Annotated in this window: 16 protein-coding genes; 15 read left to right on the top strand and 1 reads right to left on the bottom strand. The window is 60.0% G+C overall.

What is annotated here, in order from left to right; genetic code table 11:
• Positions 1–310 precede the first annotated feature (310 nt).
• The 14 genes from ACF8ME_RS20315 to ACF8ME_RS20250 all read left to right on the top strand — a co-directional run bounded on the left by ACF8ME_RS20315 (position 311) and on the right by ACF8ME_RS20250 (position 16,412).
• On the top strand, positions 311–874 hold the full coding sequence (locus ACF8ME_RS20315) for a GspH/FimT family pseudopilin (RefSeq protein WP_016451209.1): 564 nt from the start codon (positions 311–313) through the stop codon (positions 872–874).
• Positions 865–1,503, top strand: coding sequence for a type IV pilus modification protein PilV (pilV, locus tag ACF8ME_RS20310; protein ID WP_392407305.1), 639 nt, complete (start codon positions 865–867; stop codon positions 1,501–1,503). Before ACF8ME_RS20315 ends, pilV (ACF8ME_RS20310) begins: the two co-directional genes overlap by 10 nt.
• Positions 1,500–2,375, top strand: coding sequence for a PilW family protein (locus tag ACF8ME_RS20305; RefSeq protein WP_392417990.1), 876 nt, complete (start codon positions 1,500–1,502; stop codon positions 2,373–2,375). The genes pilV (ACF8ME_RS20310) and ACF8ME_RS20305 overlap by 4 nt, the downstream gene beginning before the upstream one ends.
• Positions 2,372–3,136 (top strand): PilX N-terminal domain-containing pilus assembly protein, encoded by a 765-nt coding sequence (locus tag ACF8ME_RS20300; protein ID WP_016447720.1) that lies wholly within the window; start codon positions 2,372–2,374, stop codon positions 3,134–3,136. Before ACF8ME_RS20305 ends, ACF8ME_RS20300 begins: the two co-directional genes overlap by 4 nt.
• Before the next feature lie 78 nt (positions 3,137–3,214).
• Entirely contained in the window at positions 3,215–5,638 is a 2,424-nt protein-coding gene (locus ACF8ME_RS20295; RefSeq protein WP_392417988.1) for a pilus assembly protein, read from the top strand.
• An 8-nt stretch (positions 5,639–5,646) separates the two neighbouring features.
• Positions 5,647–6,072, top strand: coding sequence for a type IV pilin protein (locus ACF8ME_RS20290; protein ID WP_026062047.1), 426 nt, complete (start codon positions 5,647–5,649; stop codon positions 6,070–6,072).
• A 249-nt stretch (positions 6,073–6,321) separates the two neighbouring features.
• Positions 6,322–6,909, top strand: coding sequence for a GspH/FimT family pseudopilin (locus ACF8ME_RS20285; RefSeq protein WP_392407310.1), 588 nt, complete (start codon positions 6,322–6,324; stop codon positions 6,907–6,909).
• Positions 6,903–7,664 carry a type IV pilus modification protein PilV gene (pilV, locus tag ACF8ME_RS20280; protein ID WP_392407311.1) on the top strand — a complete coding sequence of 254 codons (762 nt, stop codon included), beginning with the start codon at positions 6,903–6,905 and terminating at the stop codon, positions 7,662–7,664. The genes ACF8ME_RS20285 and pilV (ACF8ME_RS20280) overlap by 7 nt, the downstream gene beginning before the upstream one ends.
• 24 nt (positions 7,665–7,688) lie before the next feature.
• Complete coding sequence (locus ACF8ME_RS20275) at positions 7,689–8,591, top strand: PilW family protein (RefSeq protein WP_392417986.1); 903 nt, start codon at positions 7,689–7,691, stop codon at positions 8,589–8,591.
• Positions 8,588–9,358: a pilus assembly protein PilX gene (locus tag ACF8ME_RS20270; RefSeq protein WP_392407312.1), complete on the top strand. Its 771-nt coding sequence runs from the start codon at positions 8,588–8,590 to the stop codon at positions 9,356–9,358. The genes ACF8ME_RS20275 and ACF8ME_RS20270 overlap by 4 nt, the downstream gene beginning before the upstream one ends.
• 16 nt (positions 9,359–9,374) lie before the next feature.
• A complete protein-coding gene (locus tag ACF8ME_RS20265; protein ID WP_392417984.1) occupies positions 9,375–12,914 on the top strand; it encodes a pilus assembly protein in 3,540 nt (1,179 codons plus the stop codon).
• A gap of 23 nt (positions 12,915–12,937) precedes the next feature.
• The gene (locus ACF8ME_RS20260; RefSeq protein ID WP_154836330.1) at positions 12,938–13,351 is read left to right on the top strand and encodes a type IV pilin protein; all 414 of its coding nucleotides are present in this window, start codon (positions 12,938–12,940) and stop codon (positions 13,349–13,351) included.
• 86 nt (positions 13,352–13,437) lie between these two features.
• Complete coding sequence (gene ribD, locus ACF8ME_RS20255; protein WP_392417982.1) at positions 13,438–14,526, top strand: bifunctional diaminohydroxyphosphoribosylaminopyrimidine deaminase/5-amino-6-(5-phosphoribosylamino)uracil reductase RibD; 1,089 nt, start codon at positions 13,438–13,440, stop codon at positions 14,524–14,526.
• 83 nt (positions 14,527–14,609) lie between these two features.
• On the top strand, positions 14,610–16,412 hold the full coding sequence (locus ACF8ME_RS20250) for a phospholipase D-like domain-containing protein (RefSeq protein WP_392417980.1): 1,803 nt from the start codon (positions 14,610–14,612) through the stop codon (positions 16,410–16,412).
• Positions 16,413–16,425: 13 nt separating this feature from the next.
• On the opposite strand, the gene ACF8ME_RS20245 is transcribed toward ACF8ME_RS20250, so the two are convergent.
• A complete protein-coding gene (locus ACF8ME_RS20245; RefSeq protein WP_016447731.1) occupies positions 16,426–17,403 on the bottom strand; it encodes a tRNA-dihydrouridine synthase in 978 nt (325 codons plus the stop codon).
• Between the two features lie 227 nt (positions 17,404–17,630).
• Here ACF8ME_RS20245 and ACF8ME_RS20240 point away from each other — a divergent pair, with 227 nt between their 5' ends.
• Positions 17,631–18,176, top strand: coding sequence for a hypothetical protein (locus ACF8ME_RS20240; RefSeq protein WP_212644981.1), 546 nt, complete (start codon positions 17,631–17,633; stop codon positions 18,174–18,176).
• The last annotated feature ends 15 nt before the right edge of the window (positions 18,177–18,191 follow it).

The raw sequence follows: 18,191 nt of genomic DNA, 5'->3' as shown, positions 1-18,191 counted from the left end.
AACGCCGGAGCATGCGCCGGATACACCGGGCAGCCGCCGGGCAGGCGCCAGCGCTGACACGCTCCCAGAAACAGTCCTAGGCCGGCCTCGAATACCCAAAAATCCGGCAAAGCCTTGCCATCATTGGATTTTTTCGCACCTCTGCACGCCTGAATTCAGCCCCATTCACGGCACAACTCCTATTTTTTGACCAGAGAAACAGATTGGTCTGAAAGACATGCACGAACAACCCCAATAGATTGAGCGGCGCACGAAACAAGCAGCAACAACCAGCGTTGCGCAAGCCAATCGACGGGGAGGGATTCAAGACATGTCATCGACCAGGCCTCAGGCTCGCCCGGGCGCCGAAGGCTTCACTGCCATCGAGTTGATGGTGGTCGTCGCCATCCTCGCCGTGCTCACCACGCTGGCAGCTCCCAGCTTCAACCTCATCATCGAGCGCTGGCGTGTTCGCCAGACCGTCGAGGCCCTGCAATCGACGCTGCAGTACGCGCGCTCCGAAGCCGTGCGGCGCGGTGGCGGCGTTTTCATCCAGAAACTGCCCCAAGGCACCAAGGGCTGCACCCTGGCGGCGCAGCACGCCGACTGGGGCTGCGGCTGGGTGGTGTTCGTCGACCGCAATGGCAACAGGCACTGGGATCCCAAGGAGGAGCTGCAGCGCTTCGACACGCCCGCCCGCACCCTCGTCACCCGCTCCCGGTCTGCCTCCATCATCAGTGTGGACCGCTGGGGTCAGTTGGGCGGACTCACCGCCATGGGCTTCGCCATTGCGCCATCTCCGGCCGGAATCACTTCCGCCGCAACCCAAGGCATTTGCGTCTCGTCCGGCGGACGCATCCGGGTGGTCGGCCAGGAGGGTATTCCATGCGCCTGACACGTACCCGCAATCGGCATCCCAATGGCTTTACCCTGATCGAAACCCTGGTCGCCACCGTCATCACGGCCCTGGGTGTTCTGGGAATCCTGGGACTGCAGATGCGCACCCTGGCCGACAACCAAAGCGGCGTGCGCCGCGCCCAGGCCATCCGGCTGATCGAGGACCTCAGCGAGCGCACGCACGCCAACCCCAACTCCCTCGGACAGATCGGCCGCTACGTTTCCGACTGGAATCACGCCCCCGAATCCGTCGCCGACTGCAGTGCCGCCGCATGCGGCCCGGACGCAATGGCCAGCTACCACCTCGCACGATGGAAGGCATCCGTTCGCCAACTGCTGCCAGGCGGGGCCGCCAAGGTCTTCCTCGCAGGAGACGAGGCAGCCGCCAGCGCCGGCAATGGGCGCCAGCTGGGGATCATGATCAGTTGGCGCGAGAACGAAAAGTCCGGCAAGGCCGACTACAAGGACCCCATCGGGCTTGATGGCAATGGCGATCGCATGCACGGCGATCAGGCCATGGCCTGTCCTGCAGGCAGAACCTGCCACCTGCAATACATCGCACTCAGCGCTCGCTGCGCTCCCTACCTTGCAAACAACGCAGTCCAGCTCTTCTGCGCAGGCCCATGAATCCCCATCGCATCGCCACCGCCATTGCGGCCAGACCGCGCCAACGCGGCCTGAGCCTCGTCGAACTGCTGGTCGGACTTTTCCTGGGACTGCTGATCATCGGCGTGGCCATGGGCGCACTCATGGCGTCACGCGCCGTGTCCGCCACCATCAGCGATGCCAGTCAGTTGCAACAGCAGGCTTCCCATCTCTTCCGTGTCATGGGCCGGCAGATCCGGCAGGCGGGGTCCCTGCGGCTGCTTCTTGCATCACACAAGAGGGCAACAGAAGCCATTGACGTGGCAGACCCCGTTGCATTCGAGGCGGGCGCACTGGACTTCAACCCCGCGCACGACACCATCCAGGGCCTCGATGCACCCGGGCGCTCCCAATACAAGCTCGCCGTGGGCTACAGCAACTACACGCAGCCGCTGCACACATCGGCCATCGAGACCTCACTGCAGCGCAATTGCCTGGGGCAGACCAACAGCGACAGCCTCATCCTGAGCCGCTTTGTCCTGGACGCCAGTAAAAACACCCTGCGCTGCGCCGGAGCGCCCTCCGCGGGTGCCCAGCCCCTTGCCAGGAACGTCGCCAACTTCCAGGTGCGCTACCTGATCCAGGCGGCGGGGGGCGCCGCCCGCATCCAGTATGTCAACGCAGCCGCCGTAGGCCAGGACTGGCCTCGCGTCGTCGGCGTCGAGGTCTGCCTGGTGCTCTTCGGCAACGAGGCCATCGACATGCCCGCCAACAGCAGCTATACCGACTGCGCCGACAGCGACGGTACGGCCGAATCCATCCACATGGCCACGCTGCCTGCGCCCAGGACGCGGCGCCTGCACATGGTCTTTCGCAGCGTGTACCAGTTGCGCAGCCAGGGGTTGGCCGGATGACGCACAAGGCTGCAGGCATGCGACATGCCCATACCTGCGCAGCTCAGCGCCAAAAAGGCATCGCCCTGTTCATCGTGGTGGTCCTGGTCATGCTGTCCATGCTGCTCGCCCTGTGGGCATCGCGCAGCGCACTGTTCAACGAAATGTTCGTGGGCAACGATGCCGACTACCAGCGTGCCCTGGAGGCTGCACAGGCCTTGCTGCAGGATGCCGAACTGGATATTCGGGGCGAACAGGCCAGCGGCGCCGCCTGCGCCGCCAGCAGCAGCCAGCCATCCGTCTGCCGCAGCGGTGCAGGCATCGCACAGTTCCCCCGGGAAACCGGGGAAGTCGGCCTGCTGCTGGCCAGCCTCGCTGAGGCCACACCCACTGGATGCCGCGATGGCCTGTGCACCAAGCGCACGGGACCTCAGGACTTCTGGAACAACGCGGACGAAGGCCAAGGGATCACGCTGGGCCAGATGACTGCCGCTGACGTCGGCGCACGCTACGGCCAGTTCACGGGCGCCATCGCTGGCGGAAAGAGCGACTCCATCCTGGCAAATCGTGAGGCAGGAAAGGGAGGCTGGTACTGGATAGAGATCCTGCCCTATGACGTCAACGCAGGGAACTCGGGCGTCATCGCCAACGGCTCACCCCGACTGGCCCTTTACATGCAGCCCCAGGTGATCTATCGCATCACGGCCATTGCCCATGGCCGCAAGAGCAACACCCAGGTGGTGATGCAGCAGACCTATGCCCGGCAGAAACGCCGCGACTGACTCAGGACACCTGACATGCCCCACCTCTGCCCTCCCTGGCTCCGGCGCATCCTGCTGCCAGCGCCGACAGCCGCAGCCATGGCCGCTGCAGTCCTGGCCGCGCAAAACAGCCAGGCAATGGATATGACCCAGTCGTCGCTTGGGCCCCGAGTCAAGGTCACGATAAAGCCTGGCCTGCCGGCGCCCATCCAGGTCCAGCAGGTCTCGGAGGCAGACACTCCAGTTGCCAGGGTTCAGGCAGATGGCACCGAATTCGCCGCGCCCATTGAAGACTGCCCGGCCGGACAACAGGCAGATGCCAAGGGCCGCAGCAGCTCCATGGCCTCCAGCGGCAGCGTGATTACGCGGGCCGGCGTGGACATATTCAGCGCCCGCTACAGCGCAAAAGCGGCCTGGAGCGGCTGGATCAGCGCAGAAACCGTCCAGGCCGATGGCAGCCTCTCCGCAACAGCCGGCTGGCAAGGCAAAACCACGGCCGGCCACCTGGATGCACTCAGCGACGAACAGGCAATCAATGACCGTCTGATCCTGACCTGGAGCGACAGACTGCAAAGAGGCGTGTCCTTCAAGTGGAATGAACTCGACCACCTGCAGAAAGCCTCCCTGGGCATCGATGCCGAAGGAAGAGCAGACAACCTGGGCAAGCACAGGCTCAACTTCATACGCGGCGACCGCCGCATGGAAGCGCCGGGACAACCGCCGCGCGTTGGCCCCACCCGTCCTTTTCGCCAGCGCAGCTCGCGCCAGGGCGACATCGTCAACTCCCAGATCTGGCATACCGGCCATCCCGTGGACAACTGGCCCCTGCCGGGCTATGCCGCCTATACCCTCGCCCAGCAGAACCGCCAGCCCATGATCTATGCAGGCGGCAATGACGGCATGCTGCATGGCTTTTCGGCCACCGACGGCAGGGAAAAGATCGCCTACATCCCACGAGGCGTGATCTCCGGACTGGCAAGACTTTCCGACCCCGACTACGACGCCCGGCATCGCTACTTTGTGGACGGCTCCGCCATGAGCGGCGACATCCCCTCGGGCAGCGTTGCGTCCTCGCAGTGGCGCACTGTGCTGGCTGGCATGGCGGGCGCCGGAGCCAAGGGCTACTTCGTGCTAGACATCACCCATCCGGAGGCTTTCAGCGAGTCCGGTGCCAGCTCGCTGGTCCTGCTCGACCGAACCCAGACACGCAACAGCGATCCCGGCGACTGCGCCAGCCTGGATGAGATGCGCCAGCGCGCCACTTGCCAGGAAAACAAGGACCTGGGCCATATTTTGGCGGCGCCCGTGCTGGACGATGCCAACCCGCAACGCAGCACTCAGATCACGCAGTTGAACAACAACCGCTGGGCACTGGTGACGGGCAACGGCTACCACAGCACCAACCAGCGGCCCGTGTTGCTGATCCAGTACCTCGATGGCAACCAGGAGCTGTTGCGCCTCGTTGCCACGGGCAATACCCCAACCGGCACCACCCCCGAGACTACCCGCAACGGACTCTCCGCCCCGCGCCTTGTGGACATCAATGGAGACGGCCGGCCCGATGTGGTCTACGCAGGTGACATCCAGGGCAATCTGTGGAAATTTCTCATCGCCAGCGGTGCCTCCTCCCGCTGGGGCGTGGCCTTCGACGGCCGGCCGCTGTACACAGCCTGGGGTGGCAGTTCTCCATCGGCCACTCGCAACCTGCGTCAAGCCATCACCGCCCCTCCTTCCGTACGCGCCAATGACCGGCGCAGGGCCAGCAAAAATGCCAAAGAAGGGCGCGAGCGCTTGACGGCAGGCGGCATGCTGGTGGCATTCGGTACCGGACGCCACATCACGCGGCAGGATTCTGGCAACACAGCGGTCCAGAGCATCTATTCCATCCTCGACAGCACCCGCTACAGGCTGCTCGCGGACGGCAGAGTGCAAGCTTGCCTCGATGGCAAGGATTCGGACTGCAGGCAGCCTGACGGACAGCGAGCGGCACCCGTTTCAGGCATCGGAGAACTGGCCAGGCGCTCGGTGAACCATCAGCCGGCAGCGGCGGCCGGCCAAGGCTTCTGGCGCGTTGACTCCACGACCGACCTCGACTGGACGCGGCACAAAGGCTGGTACATGGACCTGCCCCTGCCGGGCGAACGCCTGCTCAAGCCAATGGGCTTTCACGACGGCAGCAACATCCTCGCGATCTACAGCCAGATACCTGCAGGATCCCTCAGACGCCCCGGCGAAAGCGCAAGCCCGCCCGACGCCTGCAATGCGAGCGAGGAGCGCCAATTCCTGACATTCATGAACATCATGGATGGCAAGCGACCCGGCGTTCCGTTGATGGACAGCAACGGCGATGGGGTCTACGGCACGGCAGATGAGGAGGTCTCGCGCGCAAGCGTCGCCAGGGGATCCCAGGCCTTGCTCCACAAGGGCCATCACGCCATCGGCTACGACGCCGAAGGCCGTCGCAATGTACTCGCCCGCATGCCGGAGCAATCCCTGCGCCCCAGCTGGCGCCAAATGAAATGAGGCACCACATGCGCCGCCCTCGATCCCCAGGATTCACGCTCATCGAACTCATGATCGTCGTGGCCGTCATCGTCATCCTCGGCACGGTCGCCGTCCCCAGCTACAACGAGTACATCCGCGCAGTCCACCGCGCCGACGCCCGCGCCGGCCTGCTCCAGGCCCAGCAATGGCTGGAGCGCGCCGCCACCGCCAACGGCACCTACCCCACCGAGCTGCCTGCAGACCTGACCTGGGCCCACGACTCCAGCAAGCGCTACACCATCGACTTCCTGTCAACCAGCGGCCACGACGACGACACCTACACCCTGATCGCCACACGCCGCGGCTCCCAGTTCGGTGACCGATGTGGCGATTTCACGCTGACCCATACGGGCGAGCGTGATGCGCTCGGCCTGGGTGTGAATACCACTGCGGTGGAGTGCTGGGGGCGGTAGTCTTACAAGTTCAGAGTGCCAGCTTCTTGACCTGTTGCTGCGCATCCGCGACACAAGGATCCAAGGAGATCCGAGCAAGTGCGTCTAACTGGGAGATTTACGCCCCTTCACTCCCTCTCGCTCAGCAATCGGCAAGTGACTGCCAGACGAACTGAGCGGAGGTTTACAAAGCGCACCACTCATCCCGCTGCCTGAGCCATCCATCCGGAATGAACTCCCAACGCGCATCCAGAAATCTAGGATGCGCCAATGTACGCTGCCCCTCCCACATCCAGCCTGTCCAGCCAACAACTAAGGCTGGCCACACGTGGCTTCACCACAATCGAACTGATGGTTGTGATCGCCATCATCACCATACTGGCTGCGTTGGCAGCACCCAGCTTTCGGCCACTCATCGAACGATGGCGTGTACGCGCAGCGACCGAAGACCTTCAATCCACCCTCTATTACGCGCGCTCAGAAGCCATCAAGCGCGGTGGAAAGATCGTCCTCAAAAAGATCGCCAGTGGCAATGGCTGCACCGCGGCCGACGCCAATACACAGTGGGGTTGCGGCTGGACTGTCTTTATCGATGCCAACAACAACGCCACCCAGGACTCCGGTGAACTGACGCTTCAGACATCTTCTGCCCCTACCAAGCTGGAAATCAATCTCGCAAGCAGCAACGGATATATCACGGTGGACCGTTGGGGCCAGCTTGCCAGCGCCGGAAGCAGCAGTTTCAATTTCCGCCTCTTCCCCCAAGGCTCAAATGCCACCAACTCGGCCGCTGCAACGCTTTGCGTGGCAGCAGGAGGAATGATCCGCCGATTGAATACGGGGGATGGCACATGCTGAATCCCAAAAAATCCTTCTTTCAATCCCGCGTTGCCAAAATCGGGCTACCTCCTTTGCTTTCCATGAATATCCATCATGGCTTGCAGATCTGCGATGCAGCAACAGTACCAAGAACCACCATGAAAACAATACGTGCGGCCAATATTCAATCTGGCATCAGCCTGATCGAATCTCTTGTTGCCATTGTCGTGATGTCGTTGGGCATTCTTGGGATTCTCGGCTTGCAACTGCGAAATCTCGCAGATACCCAAACCAGCCTCAACCGCGCCCAAGCCATTCGACTGATAGAGGATTTGAGCGAGAAAATTCAAGCCAACCCCAATGGACTGGGCAGTCTGAGTGCATATGAAAGCACCTGGAATGACACACCTACAGGCACGTGCGCAACAGACGGATGCGCCTTGTCGGAGATGGGTGCCTACGACGTCAAACAATGGAAAGAGGCTGTCAAAGCAACTCTCCCCAAGGGAGACGCGGCCATTTTTATCAGCGCGGTAGACAGCGCCGCTGAAAACCGCCGACAACTGGGTGTGATGGTTGCCTGGAAGGCCAATGAAAAGGAACACAAGGCAGCCGATGGAAGCAACGATGAAAAATATACCGAGCCATTTGCACCAGCCAATACAGGGAGTGCCCGCATAAGCTGCCCAGATGGGTTGATATGCCACCTCCAATATATTCAACCTAACCAGCGCTGCACCCCTTTCCCCATGGGATCGTTAAATGGCAACGTACCCGTTTATTGCCCAGGCTGAATCCAGAAACTAAAGAGATAGTTCATGAGAACAAATACACACCACTCAACCAGAAAATTAGCTCCTCCGTTGCTTCAGGCGGGAGCTACACTTCTTGAGCTGTTGGTAGGCATCACCATAGGACTCTTGACGGTGGCAGTAGGCATCGGTGCCTTGATGATTTCTCGGGGTGTCTCAGGAACAGTCAGCGATGCCAGTAACATGCAACAGCAAGCCGCTTATGCCTTTCGGGTAATTGGCTCACAGGTTCGCCAAGCGGGCACCATTCAACTGAGCCTTGATGCCACTGCATTCACACCTTCAGAGACGTCCTATGCCATGCTGCCCGTAGCATTCGACCCCCCAGATCCTGCTGGACAACGCCCGATGTTTAGCAGAGGAGAGAAAATGCTTAGAGGCATTGACACCCCCAGCAGCAGCGAGTATGCCTTGAGCATTGGATATCAAAATTATCAAGAACAAATAACACCTCCTCCCCCTGCAACGGCTCTGGTTTCCGGGAATCAGTTGCGAGACTGCCTTGGTGAAAACAAGGGCGTGTCATCAAACTATGTTATAGAGAGCAAATTTCGAATATCTAGCGATAACGAGCTTGTCTGCGAAGGTGTCGGCGGCACTGCAAAACCAATAATCCGCAATGTCAAAGACATGAAGATTCGCTATCTCATACAGGAACCTACCAGTGCAAAAACTGGGTTTCCCAAAACCATATATGCCAATGCCTCCACAGCCTCTTCATCGCCTAACGGTTGGCGCGATGTATATGCAATCGAAGTCTGCCTGGAGTTGGAAGGCACAGAAACCCTAGATACAGCGGGAGCCAACTACACGAAATGCGATGGCAGCTCTGTTTCTCGAGGGAATCGCCTGCGTATGGTCTTCAAAAACACTTTTCAAATTCGTAGCCAAGGCCAGGTGCAATCATGAATGGCACGCCCCATCCTCACCATTCACCCTCCGGTCTTCTTCGAAGGTCCAGGCAGCAGGGCATCTCGCTATACGTCATCATCGTGCTGGTTCTTCTATCCATGCTTTTGGCTTTGTGGGCATCGCGAACCACATTACTTAACGAAATGATTGTCGGCAATGATGCAGATTACCGTCGAGCATTCGAGGCAGCACAAGCCATGCTGCAAGATGCAGAAATGGATATACGCGGCGTCAACACTGACGGCTCCTTCTGTGTCCCAGACTCTTCCAAAGGAGATATTTGTCGCAGAACAACTTCCGCGTATTTCGACATAGAGACAAAGGATCTCCCTAAGCTCATTAATTTCCTGGATACCCAGGATTCAAAATGCTACAAAGGCATCTGCCAGAAGTTCAAAGATCCACAGGATTTTTGGCATGACCCTGACCGCCTTGCTCAGATGACTGCAGCAGATGTTGGCGCACGCTATGGACAGTTTACGGGAGCAAAAACTGGCGACGCAGGAAACCCGATACTCAACATCACAGCCACTCCAAGCGATATGAGGCAAAGGCGTGGAGCCTGGTATTGGGTTGAAGTCCTTCCCTATGTAGACCCCAACATTTCCCTGCTAGGTGGAGTTCCACCTGGCTCCAACGTGGAAACATTTTCACCCTCCCGGAAGAAAAGATGGGTATATCGCATTACGGCATTGGCCAGAGGACTAAAACCCGGAACAGAGGTTGTACTCCAATCTGCCCTTTCCCTCAGCTTGGCCGAATAAATAGACGGAGAAAATCATGAAACGTCCTTCATTTCCACAGCAAGCCCTCGTCTGCGCCTTGATCTCCGCATTCACGAATCCATCAGCATTTTCCGCAGAGATCCCGCTTGCACAGTACCCTGCAGGTTCGGCACACAAAATGCCCATACCGAACGTGGTGTTGTCGGTTGATGATTCGGGAAGTATGGCCTGGAATGATGCGGGAGGCAGTGCAACGAGCAGTCAGCCGTCACGCATCTCTTCACTGAAGAACGGTCTGAAAAATGTCCTGATCAATACCAGCAAGTATGACAACCAGTTTCGTCTGGCATGGCAGTCAATGTGGCGATGCAATGATATCCCCAGCAGCCAGTCAGGATGCGATGGCAAGAATGCCATGGCAGTTTTCTCCGGCACGCACAAAACAAATTTTTCCACATGGGTGGACTCCATATCCGCCAGTGGTGGCACACCATCTCATACGATGATGTGGAATGCAGGTCAATATATGAAGACCACTGGCAAGGATAGCCCGTGGAATGCGACTCCTGGCGTGGCCGATAGCAGGCCCATTTCATGCCGCAGGGCATACCACGTCTTCATGACCGATGGTGGCTGGAACAGTTATCTGCCAAGCACCAGCTTTGATGCATTCGACTTTCAAACCAAGATGATCAGCACCCATGCGGAGGCCATTGGAAATTCAGATGGAACAAGCAAGGCACTTCCACAGCCGGATGCATCGAAATATGGTCCCACACTGACCTATAGCACGACAAGCGACCAGACCAAGATATATCGAGACAACTATGGTGGGGGCACGAAAAAACAAACCATCAGCAGAAAAGACTATTATTACGCATACCCTACTCTTGCCGACATGGCTTTTCATTATTGGTCGACTGATTTACAACCCAACATCGGGAACCAAATACCCTTTGAGCCCAAAAAATCGACGGATGAGACATTCAAGATGGGCAACAAATCTGTGACCATCAAACCAGAATGGAATCCCAAGAATGATCCGGCAACATGGCAGCACCTTGTCACCCATACGATTGGGTATGGTGCACGCGCCAGCAATTGGGACAACAGTGGAAGCAATCCTATTTTCACGAATGGCATGTACGGAGACGGCTTCACAGAAGCCATCTTAGGCACCAAGACGTGGACGGATGCTACCGACACTGATTACGACGGCAGTTACACCAGCGGAAGTCGCCGCGGCCAAGCCATTACCGATTATGTCCGCCCTGAAGAGCTATGGCACATGGCAATTAACAGTCGTGGGAAATTCTTCCCCGTACAGACCGGTGCCGACCTGGAAAAGGCATTTGACGAAATTTTCACATCGATTGTCGCGGACAATACAAGTCCGCTGACAGGCTTCACCAGTGCTTCAAGCTCCATCAGCCGCAACAATACGGAATCCTTCCAATCAGGCTACGTTGCTGCCGAGGATCTCAACTCAAACAAGAACCGCTGGAGCGGCTTTGTCGCATCCGAGAAAATCTCTATCGTCGTAGATCCACAGAATCCTCAGAAAATTACTTGGACCACGGCCCCAAACCCATCATGGGGTACCAATCCAAACAAAACAGCTCCTAACAATCACATGACCACTGCTGACAAGCTTGATGCCTTGTCCCCGGCAGACATTACCTCTCGACTGATCCTGTCCCACGATGGAAGCGCCGGGATATCTTTTGAGTGGGGAACGACAACACCACTGAGCACCGCACAACAAGCACTTCTTAATCTCACGCCCAGCGATGGTCGCGGCAAAGACAGAGTCAACTATATTCGCGGAGATCGCAGTAAGGAAGAGAATCAGACTAATGGCGTTTTTCGCCAGAGAAAGTCCCGCCAAGCAGACATTGTTAACTCCAACATCTGGTACGCAGGCCCTCCATCGCTAAGCTACAGTGCGAATAGCTATATCAGCTATGTCGGCGTGCAGAGCAAGCGCATCCCAATGCTTTATGTAGGTGGCAATGATGGCATGTTGCATGGTTTCTCCGCAATTGATGGCTCTGAAAAAATAGCCTACGTTCCACGCGGAGTCATCAAGAACCTTCCAGAGTTCTCCAATACTGGATACACTCACAGATATTATGTGGATGGATCGCCTTTTACAGGTGATGTCAATCTTGGGACGCAGAATTCTGCCAATTGGGCCACCTACCTAACCGGCACACTGGGTGCCGGAGGAAAGGGTTATTTTGTTCTTGATGTCACAAAACCAGGAACCACCGACGGGCTGATTTCCTCGAACTTTACAAAGACCAATGCCAGCACCCTGGTTGTCATGGACAAAACAGATGCCGTTGACGACGATATTGGTCATATTTTCGGAACCCCGGTGGTTGATGAGGCGAACCCTCAAAGAGCATTGCAAATCACGCAAACTAACAATGGGCGCTGGGCAGTCATCATGGGCAACGGCTACAACAGCATCAATGAAAGGCCTGTTCTGCTGATTCAATATCTGGACGGCAACAAGGAACTCCAGAAAATCTCTGCCGTCCCCGTCACCAATCCCAAGAATGTGGAAGCAGATCAGAATGGTCTATCCACTCCACAGTTCCTTGACGTCAATGGAGATAGCATTCCGGATATCGTCTATGCAGGAGATCTGCGTGGAAATCTCTGGAAATTCGACATCTCCAGCAATAATGCATCCAATTGGGGCGTCGCCTTCGATGGTCAGCCATTATTCACTGCCACCTATTCCACGGGGGTGACCGGCAGTGCCACAAGCCGGCAACCGATCACCACGCCACCAGTGCTACGCCCGAATAGACAGGTAGGCGGACTGATGGTTGCCTTTGGGACGGGCCGCAGCCTTACTGAAGGTGATCGCACGGACACCGACTCCAAGCAGACCGTCTATTCCGTTCTTGACAACACGCGCTATAAAATAAGCTTGACGGGAGAAAATAAAGGCAAGGTAGTCTCACAAACCTCAGACCCCACCCCTGCAACCGTATCCCGCTCCCAGCTAATGAGTCAAATGATCGAAGGCGCCAAGAAAAGTGGAGAAGGATCAAGCGCCAGCCGTGATTTCTGGGCGGTCACTGAAAATCGCGCCATTTTTGACTGCCAAGGAAAATCAAATTGCACTGCGGTCAAAGGATGGTATTTCGACCTACCAGAAGCTGGAGAGCGTGTCCTCAGGGCCATTGAGTTCTTTGACGGAAGCAGTGTTCTCGAAATCATGAGTGAAGTACCGGCATCTGGAGGCGCTACAGCTGGTTCTGAAGAAAGTTGTGAACCGACACCAAAGGCCGCGAAGCCTTTTCGCACCCTGCTCACAATTGATCAAGGAGCACGCCCACGGACACAGATTCTCGACCAAAATGGAGATGGTCTCTACAACTCCGGTGACAAATATGCCAACCGCATGACGGCAGATACCAAAGAACTTCGCTTCAGTACAAAGACACTGCAGATCCGTAAGGGCAGCAGCAGCAGTGGTGGTGGTGGTGGTGGTGGTGGCGGCTGCGGCACCAATTGCGATTCTTTAGCAAAAATCCCAGAGTTGCTGCTGCGCCCCAACTGGCGACAACTCAATTAATGAAGATTGATGAAAATAAAATCATGAAAACAAGATACGGTGGATTTACACTGATCGAATTGATGATTGTGGTCGCCGTGGTAGGCATACTTTCAGCCATCGCCATGCCGAGCTACAACGAATACATCCGACGCGGGCATCGAGCAGAAGCCAGGGCGGGCCTATTGCAGGCGGCACAATGGTTGGAGCGTGCAGCCACCTCCAATGGAACCTACCCACTTACTGCCGCGTTCCCCGCTTCCTTGAAGACGGTTCCTTCCAGCCGCTACGACATTTCATTGAATTCAACAGATGGAAGTACTTTTACGCTGACAGCCACACCCAAGGGAGCCCAAGCCAACGACAAGTGCGGCAACTACACCTTGACGCAAAGCGGCCTGCGTGGAGCCAACGGAGCCACGACAGGCACCATCGTTACCGACTGCTGGGGCAAGTGAGCACTGGGTAGATGCCAATCCGCCAGGCGCTGATCGAGCCCAGGCTTGTTACCATCCCAGGCACCATGACAAACACCGTGCCACACATGCACCAAGCGCTTGGGCTCGCCGCCCAGGCGCTTTTTCTTTCCTCCCCCAATCCGCGCGTGGGCTGCGTACTGGTGGCACCTGATGGCCGGGTTGTTGGCCAGGGGTTCACCCAGCAGGCTGGTGGCCCACATGCCGAAGTGATGGCGCTGCGCGATGCCGCAGCACAGGGTAAGGATGCGCGCGGAGCCACCGCCTATGTGACGTTGGAGCCTTGCTCGCACCAGGGCCGTACAGGTCCCTGCTGCGATGCCCTGATCGCTGCAGGCGTTGCCAAGGTGGTAGGCGCACTCACCGATCCCAATCCCCAGGTAGCTGGCCAAGGTTTTGCGCGGCTGCGTGCTGCAGGTGTACAGGTGGAGGTGGGACCAGGTGCAGCCGAATCGCGCGAACTGAACATCGGCTTCTTCAGCCGCATGCTGCGCGGCATACCGTGGGTGCGCATGAAGGCCGCCAGTTCCCTTGACGGCGCAACCGCATTGCACAACGGTGTCAGCCAATGGATCACCTCGCCCGAGGCACGTGCCGACGGCCATGCCTGGCGCGCGAGGGCCTGCACCCTGCTGACGGGCATAGGCACGGTGCTGGAAGACGATCCGCGTCTGAACGTGCGTGAAGTGCCTACCCAGCGCCAACCGCGCATCGCGGTGGTGGATAGCCGGCTGGACACGCCGCTCACCGCCCAGGTACTGAAGACGCCCGGCGGCTGCCTTATCTACACCAGCAGTCAGGATACTTTGCGGTCCGAAGATTTGCAGGCGGCTGGCGCGACGATCATCCACATGCCCAACGCGCACGGCAAGGTGGACTTGGCCGCCATGCTGCGTGACCTGGCCGCGCGCGGTACGAACGAGCTGCATGTGGAAGCAGGCTTCAAGCTCAATGGCTCGCTGATACGCGAAGGGCTGGTCGATGAACTGCTGCTGTACCTGGCCCCCAAGCTGCTGGGCACGGGTGGCATGGGCATTGCCAGTTTCGGGCCGCTGGACGCGCTGTCCGAGGCCCTTGCGCTGGAGTTGCACGATGTGCAGCGTATAGGGCCGGATCTGCGCGTTGTCGCTCGTGTTGAAGGGCGCGCCAGCTTCTGACGCGGACAGCAGCTTCCTGGACCAGCGGCTGGCGCAGCCGTCCGACACCCGATTGACCGATCCTTGGGCCAAATCTTTGAATCATGTCCGGCGCTCGCAACCTACAGCCTCTTCCATCCGTCAGCCTCTTCCGAGGCCTGCGGACCACGCTTGTCCTGCTGGTGTCCGCCGTGGTCTGCGGCTGCGCCAGCAGCTTGCCCTCTCAGGTCGATCGCCCCGTCACTGCCGCCTTGGAAGCCCCGCAAAGCACGCCATTGGGCTCTTTGGTGCAGCAATTGCGGCCAGCCAGCGTCAGGCCTCAAACCTCCGCCTTCACCCTCCTGTCCGGCGCCCAGGCCGCCTACGGCGCACGGCTGGCCCTGGTCGAGGGAGCGCAGCAGACGCTGGACCTGCAGTACTACGCCATCCATGCCGACGAGAGCACGCAGCGCCTGCTGCGCGGCGTGGTGGAGGCGGCGCGGCGTGGCGTGCGGGTGCGGGTGTTGCTGGACGACTTCCACAGCACGGGGGCGAATGCGCAGGTCATGCGGCTGGCCTTTGTGCCGGGCATAGAGATGCGCATGTTCAACCCGCTGGCGGGCGCACGCAGTTCCGTGCTGGGGCGGGCCTATACGCTGTTGACGGATTTCCAGCGGGCGCAGCAGCGCATGCACAACAAGCTCTTCATTGCCGACAACGCCATGGGCGTGATCGGGGGGCGCAATCTGGGCGATGCGTATTTCGACGCGGACAGCGCCAGCAATTTCGTGGACCTCGACGTGCTGGCTGCGGGGCCGGTGGTCGGCGATCTGTCACGCAGCTTCGACAGCTATTGGAACAACCCGCGCGCCTATCCCGTTCAGTCGCTCATCAGTCTCAAGGAGCTCAAGCAGCTGCGCGAGCGCTTTGCCGATGATGGCGATCAGGCGCAGGACGAGGACCCTACGCCTGCCGTTGCCGCCGAAGAGGCAAAGACGGCTGAGCAGGCCGCCGCACACAGCCGCATCATCTGGGACCAGCAGCCTATGGATTTGCGCAAGGCGCCATGGACCTGGGCCTCGGCCGCCGTGCTGGTGGACCAGCCGGCCAAGATCCCGCTGGACAGGGATGACAGCCCGAGCACCAGCGCGGACGCGTCTGCGCCAGCCACACCCGCCCCGAACAGCCCGCAGGCCAAGCCTGCTGGCACGCTGCCCATGGGCCAGCCAACTCCGGCCTTGCGCCAGGCGGCGCGCCCGGTGCTGGAGGCCGATTCGGTAGTGGACGGCTTGCTGGCCCTGGTCCGCAAGACGCGGCGCGATCTGCTGGTGGTCTCGCCCTATTTCGTGCCCGGTCCGGACATGATGGAGGCGTTTCGCGGCGCGCGGCAACGCGGGGTGCGCGTGCGCATCCTGACCAATTCGCTGGCCTCCAATGACGCGCCCCTGGCCCATGCCGGCTATGCGCGCCACCGCAAGGCGCTGCTGGAGATGGGCGTTGAACTCTATGAGATGCGCAGCACGGCGGCCAGTGTCCGCTCTGCGTTTGGCTCGGGCAGCAGTGGCGGTGGAGGTCCTTCAGGCGCCACGGGTGCCTCGCGCGCCATGCTGCACTCCAAGCTGCTGGTGGTGGATGGTCACCTGGTGGCAGTCGGCTCGATGAATCTGGACCTGCGCTCGCAACTGCAGAACACCGAGATCGCCCTGCTCATCGCCAGCCGCGAGTTCGGCAGGCTGGCCACGCAAAGTATTGACGAGGGCCTGCAGGACGGCAGCTGGCGCGTGGAGATCGACAAGGATGGAGGACTGGTCTGGCGGGCCTCGGAAGACAGCGACCGCGCCGACGAGCACAGCGAGCCCGATGCCAGCTGGGGCCTGCGCCTGATGCTCAAGCTCCTGGGCCCGCTGGCTCCGGACCACCTGCTGTAGGCGGACGACAGCGCTACAACCCCGCCCACTCCTGGCGCCGAGCCAGCGCCTGGACCCAGAGGGTGATCTCGCGCTGATCGGTCTGGGTGCGCACCTCCTGATAGGCCTGCTCGGCCTCGGGAAAGCGGCGGCGCAGCAGGTTCAGCCATTGCTTGAGACGGCCTGCGCGCTGGCGCGGCTCCAGGTCCTCGCAGACCATGTCCCAGAAGCGCTGAACCTGGGGCACGAGGTCGCTCCAGCACACCTCGGCGGCCGGGGTCTGCTCACCTTCAACGGCGGCGCGAATGGCCAGCGCCAAGCCCGGGTCGGCAACGATTCCCCGCCCCAGCATCAGGTCGCTGCAACCCGATTGCTCGCGGCAGCGCAGCGCCTCCTGCACCGTCCATATCTCGCCGTTGGCCACCACGGGCACGGTCACGGATTCGCGGATGCGCGGGATCATCTCCCAGTAGGCGGGCGGGCGGTAGCCATCGAGCTTGGTGCGGGCATGAACGACGATTTCGCAGGCACCGCCAGCCTGCATGGCCTGGGCGCATTCGGTCATCAGGGCGGTATCGTTGAAACCCAGCCGCATCTTGGCCGACACGGGCATGGCCGCTGGCACGGCGGCACGCACGGCGCCCACCACGCGCGCAATCTGTTCCGGGTCCTGCAGCAGCGCAGCGCCGCCGCCGTGGCGGTTGACGACCTTGGCCGGGCAGCCGAAGTTCAGGTCGATGCCCTCCGGCCCCAGGCGCGCCAGATTGGCCGCGTTGGCCGCCATGCTGTCCGGGTCCGATCCCAGCAACTGGGCCCGCACGGGCACCCCCGCCAGCGTCCGGCTGCCATTGTTCAATTCCGGCATGGTGCGCAGGAATACCTTGTCGGGCAGCAGCGTCCCCGTGACGCGGATGAACTCAGAGACGCAGCGGTCCGCACCGCCCACGCGCGTGAGCACATCGCGCAGCACGAAATCAAGCAAGCCCTCCATGGGCGCCAGCAACAGTCTCATCAGCTGTGTTCCGGGACCTGCAGCCCCGTCTTCCTGTTACAGATCAAACAATATTCCTGCGGCCCGTATTGGCCGCCTGCCCCTTCGAATCGCCCCTCATCAAGGCGGCGGCAGGCGATTGTGCCCTTGCCGCAGCAAGTTGCACCGGACCAGTTGTCATGGCTTTTTCACGCCACGGTCATTCATGTAACGTGCAATCAGGGCTTGTCGACTCCCCCGCCCCAACCATGCTGCTGCAAAAAACCGCCAAGGCCCTTGAAGAGCTGCAGCCCGGCCGGCGCAGCCTGCCGCTGCGCGAGCGCTCGGTGCTGCTGATGGCCGATGGCCGCACCGAGGAGCAGCTGCAGCAGGTGCTGGGTGCCCAGGCCAGGGAGCTGGTACAGCAGCTGATAGACAGCGGCCATCTGCAGCGCCTGGCCGGCAATGCCATCGAAACATCGCCCCAGCCGCAGGGCCCCGCGATGGCGCCAGCCGCTGCCAGGGAACCCTCTTCACCAGGCCCTGCCGCCACGCTGAATCTGGCCGGCACACGCATGTATCTGTTCGACCTGTGCGAGCGCATGTTCGCCAACCGCCATGAGGACAAGGCCCAGGTGCTGCGCCATCTGCTGCGCGAAGCGCGCGACCTGGCGGCTCTGCAGGCCGCCGCCTTGCAGCTGCTGCAGACCGTGCAGGAGCATGCCGGCAACGAGCGCGCGGATGCGCTGCGCGAGCGGCTGCAGCATCTGCTGCCCCAGCAGGCAAACGAGTCAATGGCAGCGCAAGGCGCCTGACCGGGATGAAAGCGT

It is taken from the genome of Delftia sp. WSY_7, from assembly GCF_043104845.1.
GTDB classification, from domain to species: Bacteria; Pseudomonadota; Gammaproteobacteria; order Burkholderiales; family Burkholderiaceae_C; genus Comamonas; species Comamonas tsuruhatensis.
The sequence above is the reverse complement of the archived record's forward strand: the minus strand, read 5'-3'. Positions and strand labels throughout refer to the sequence as shown.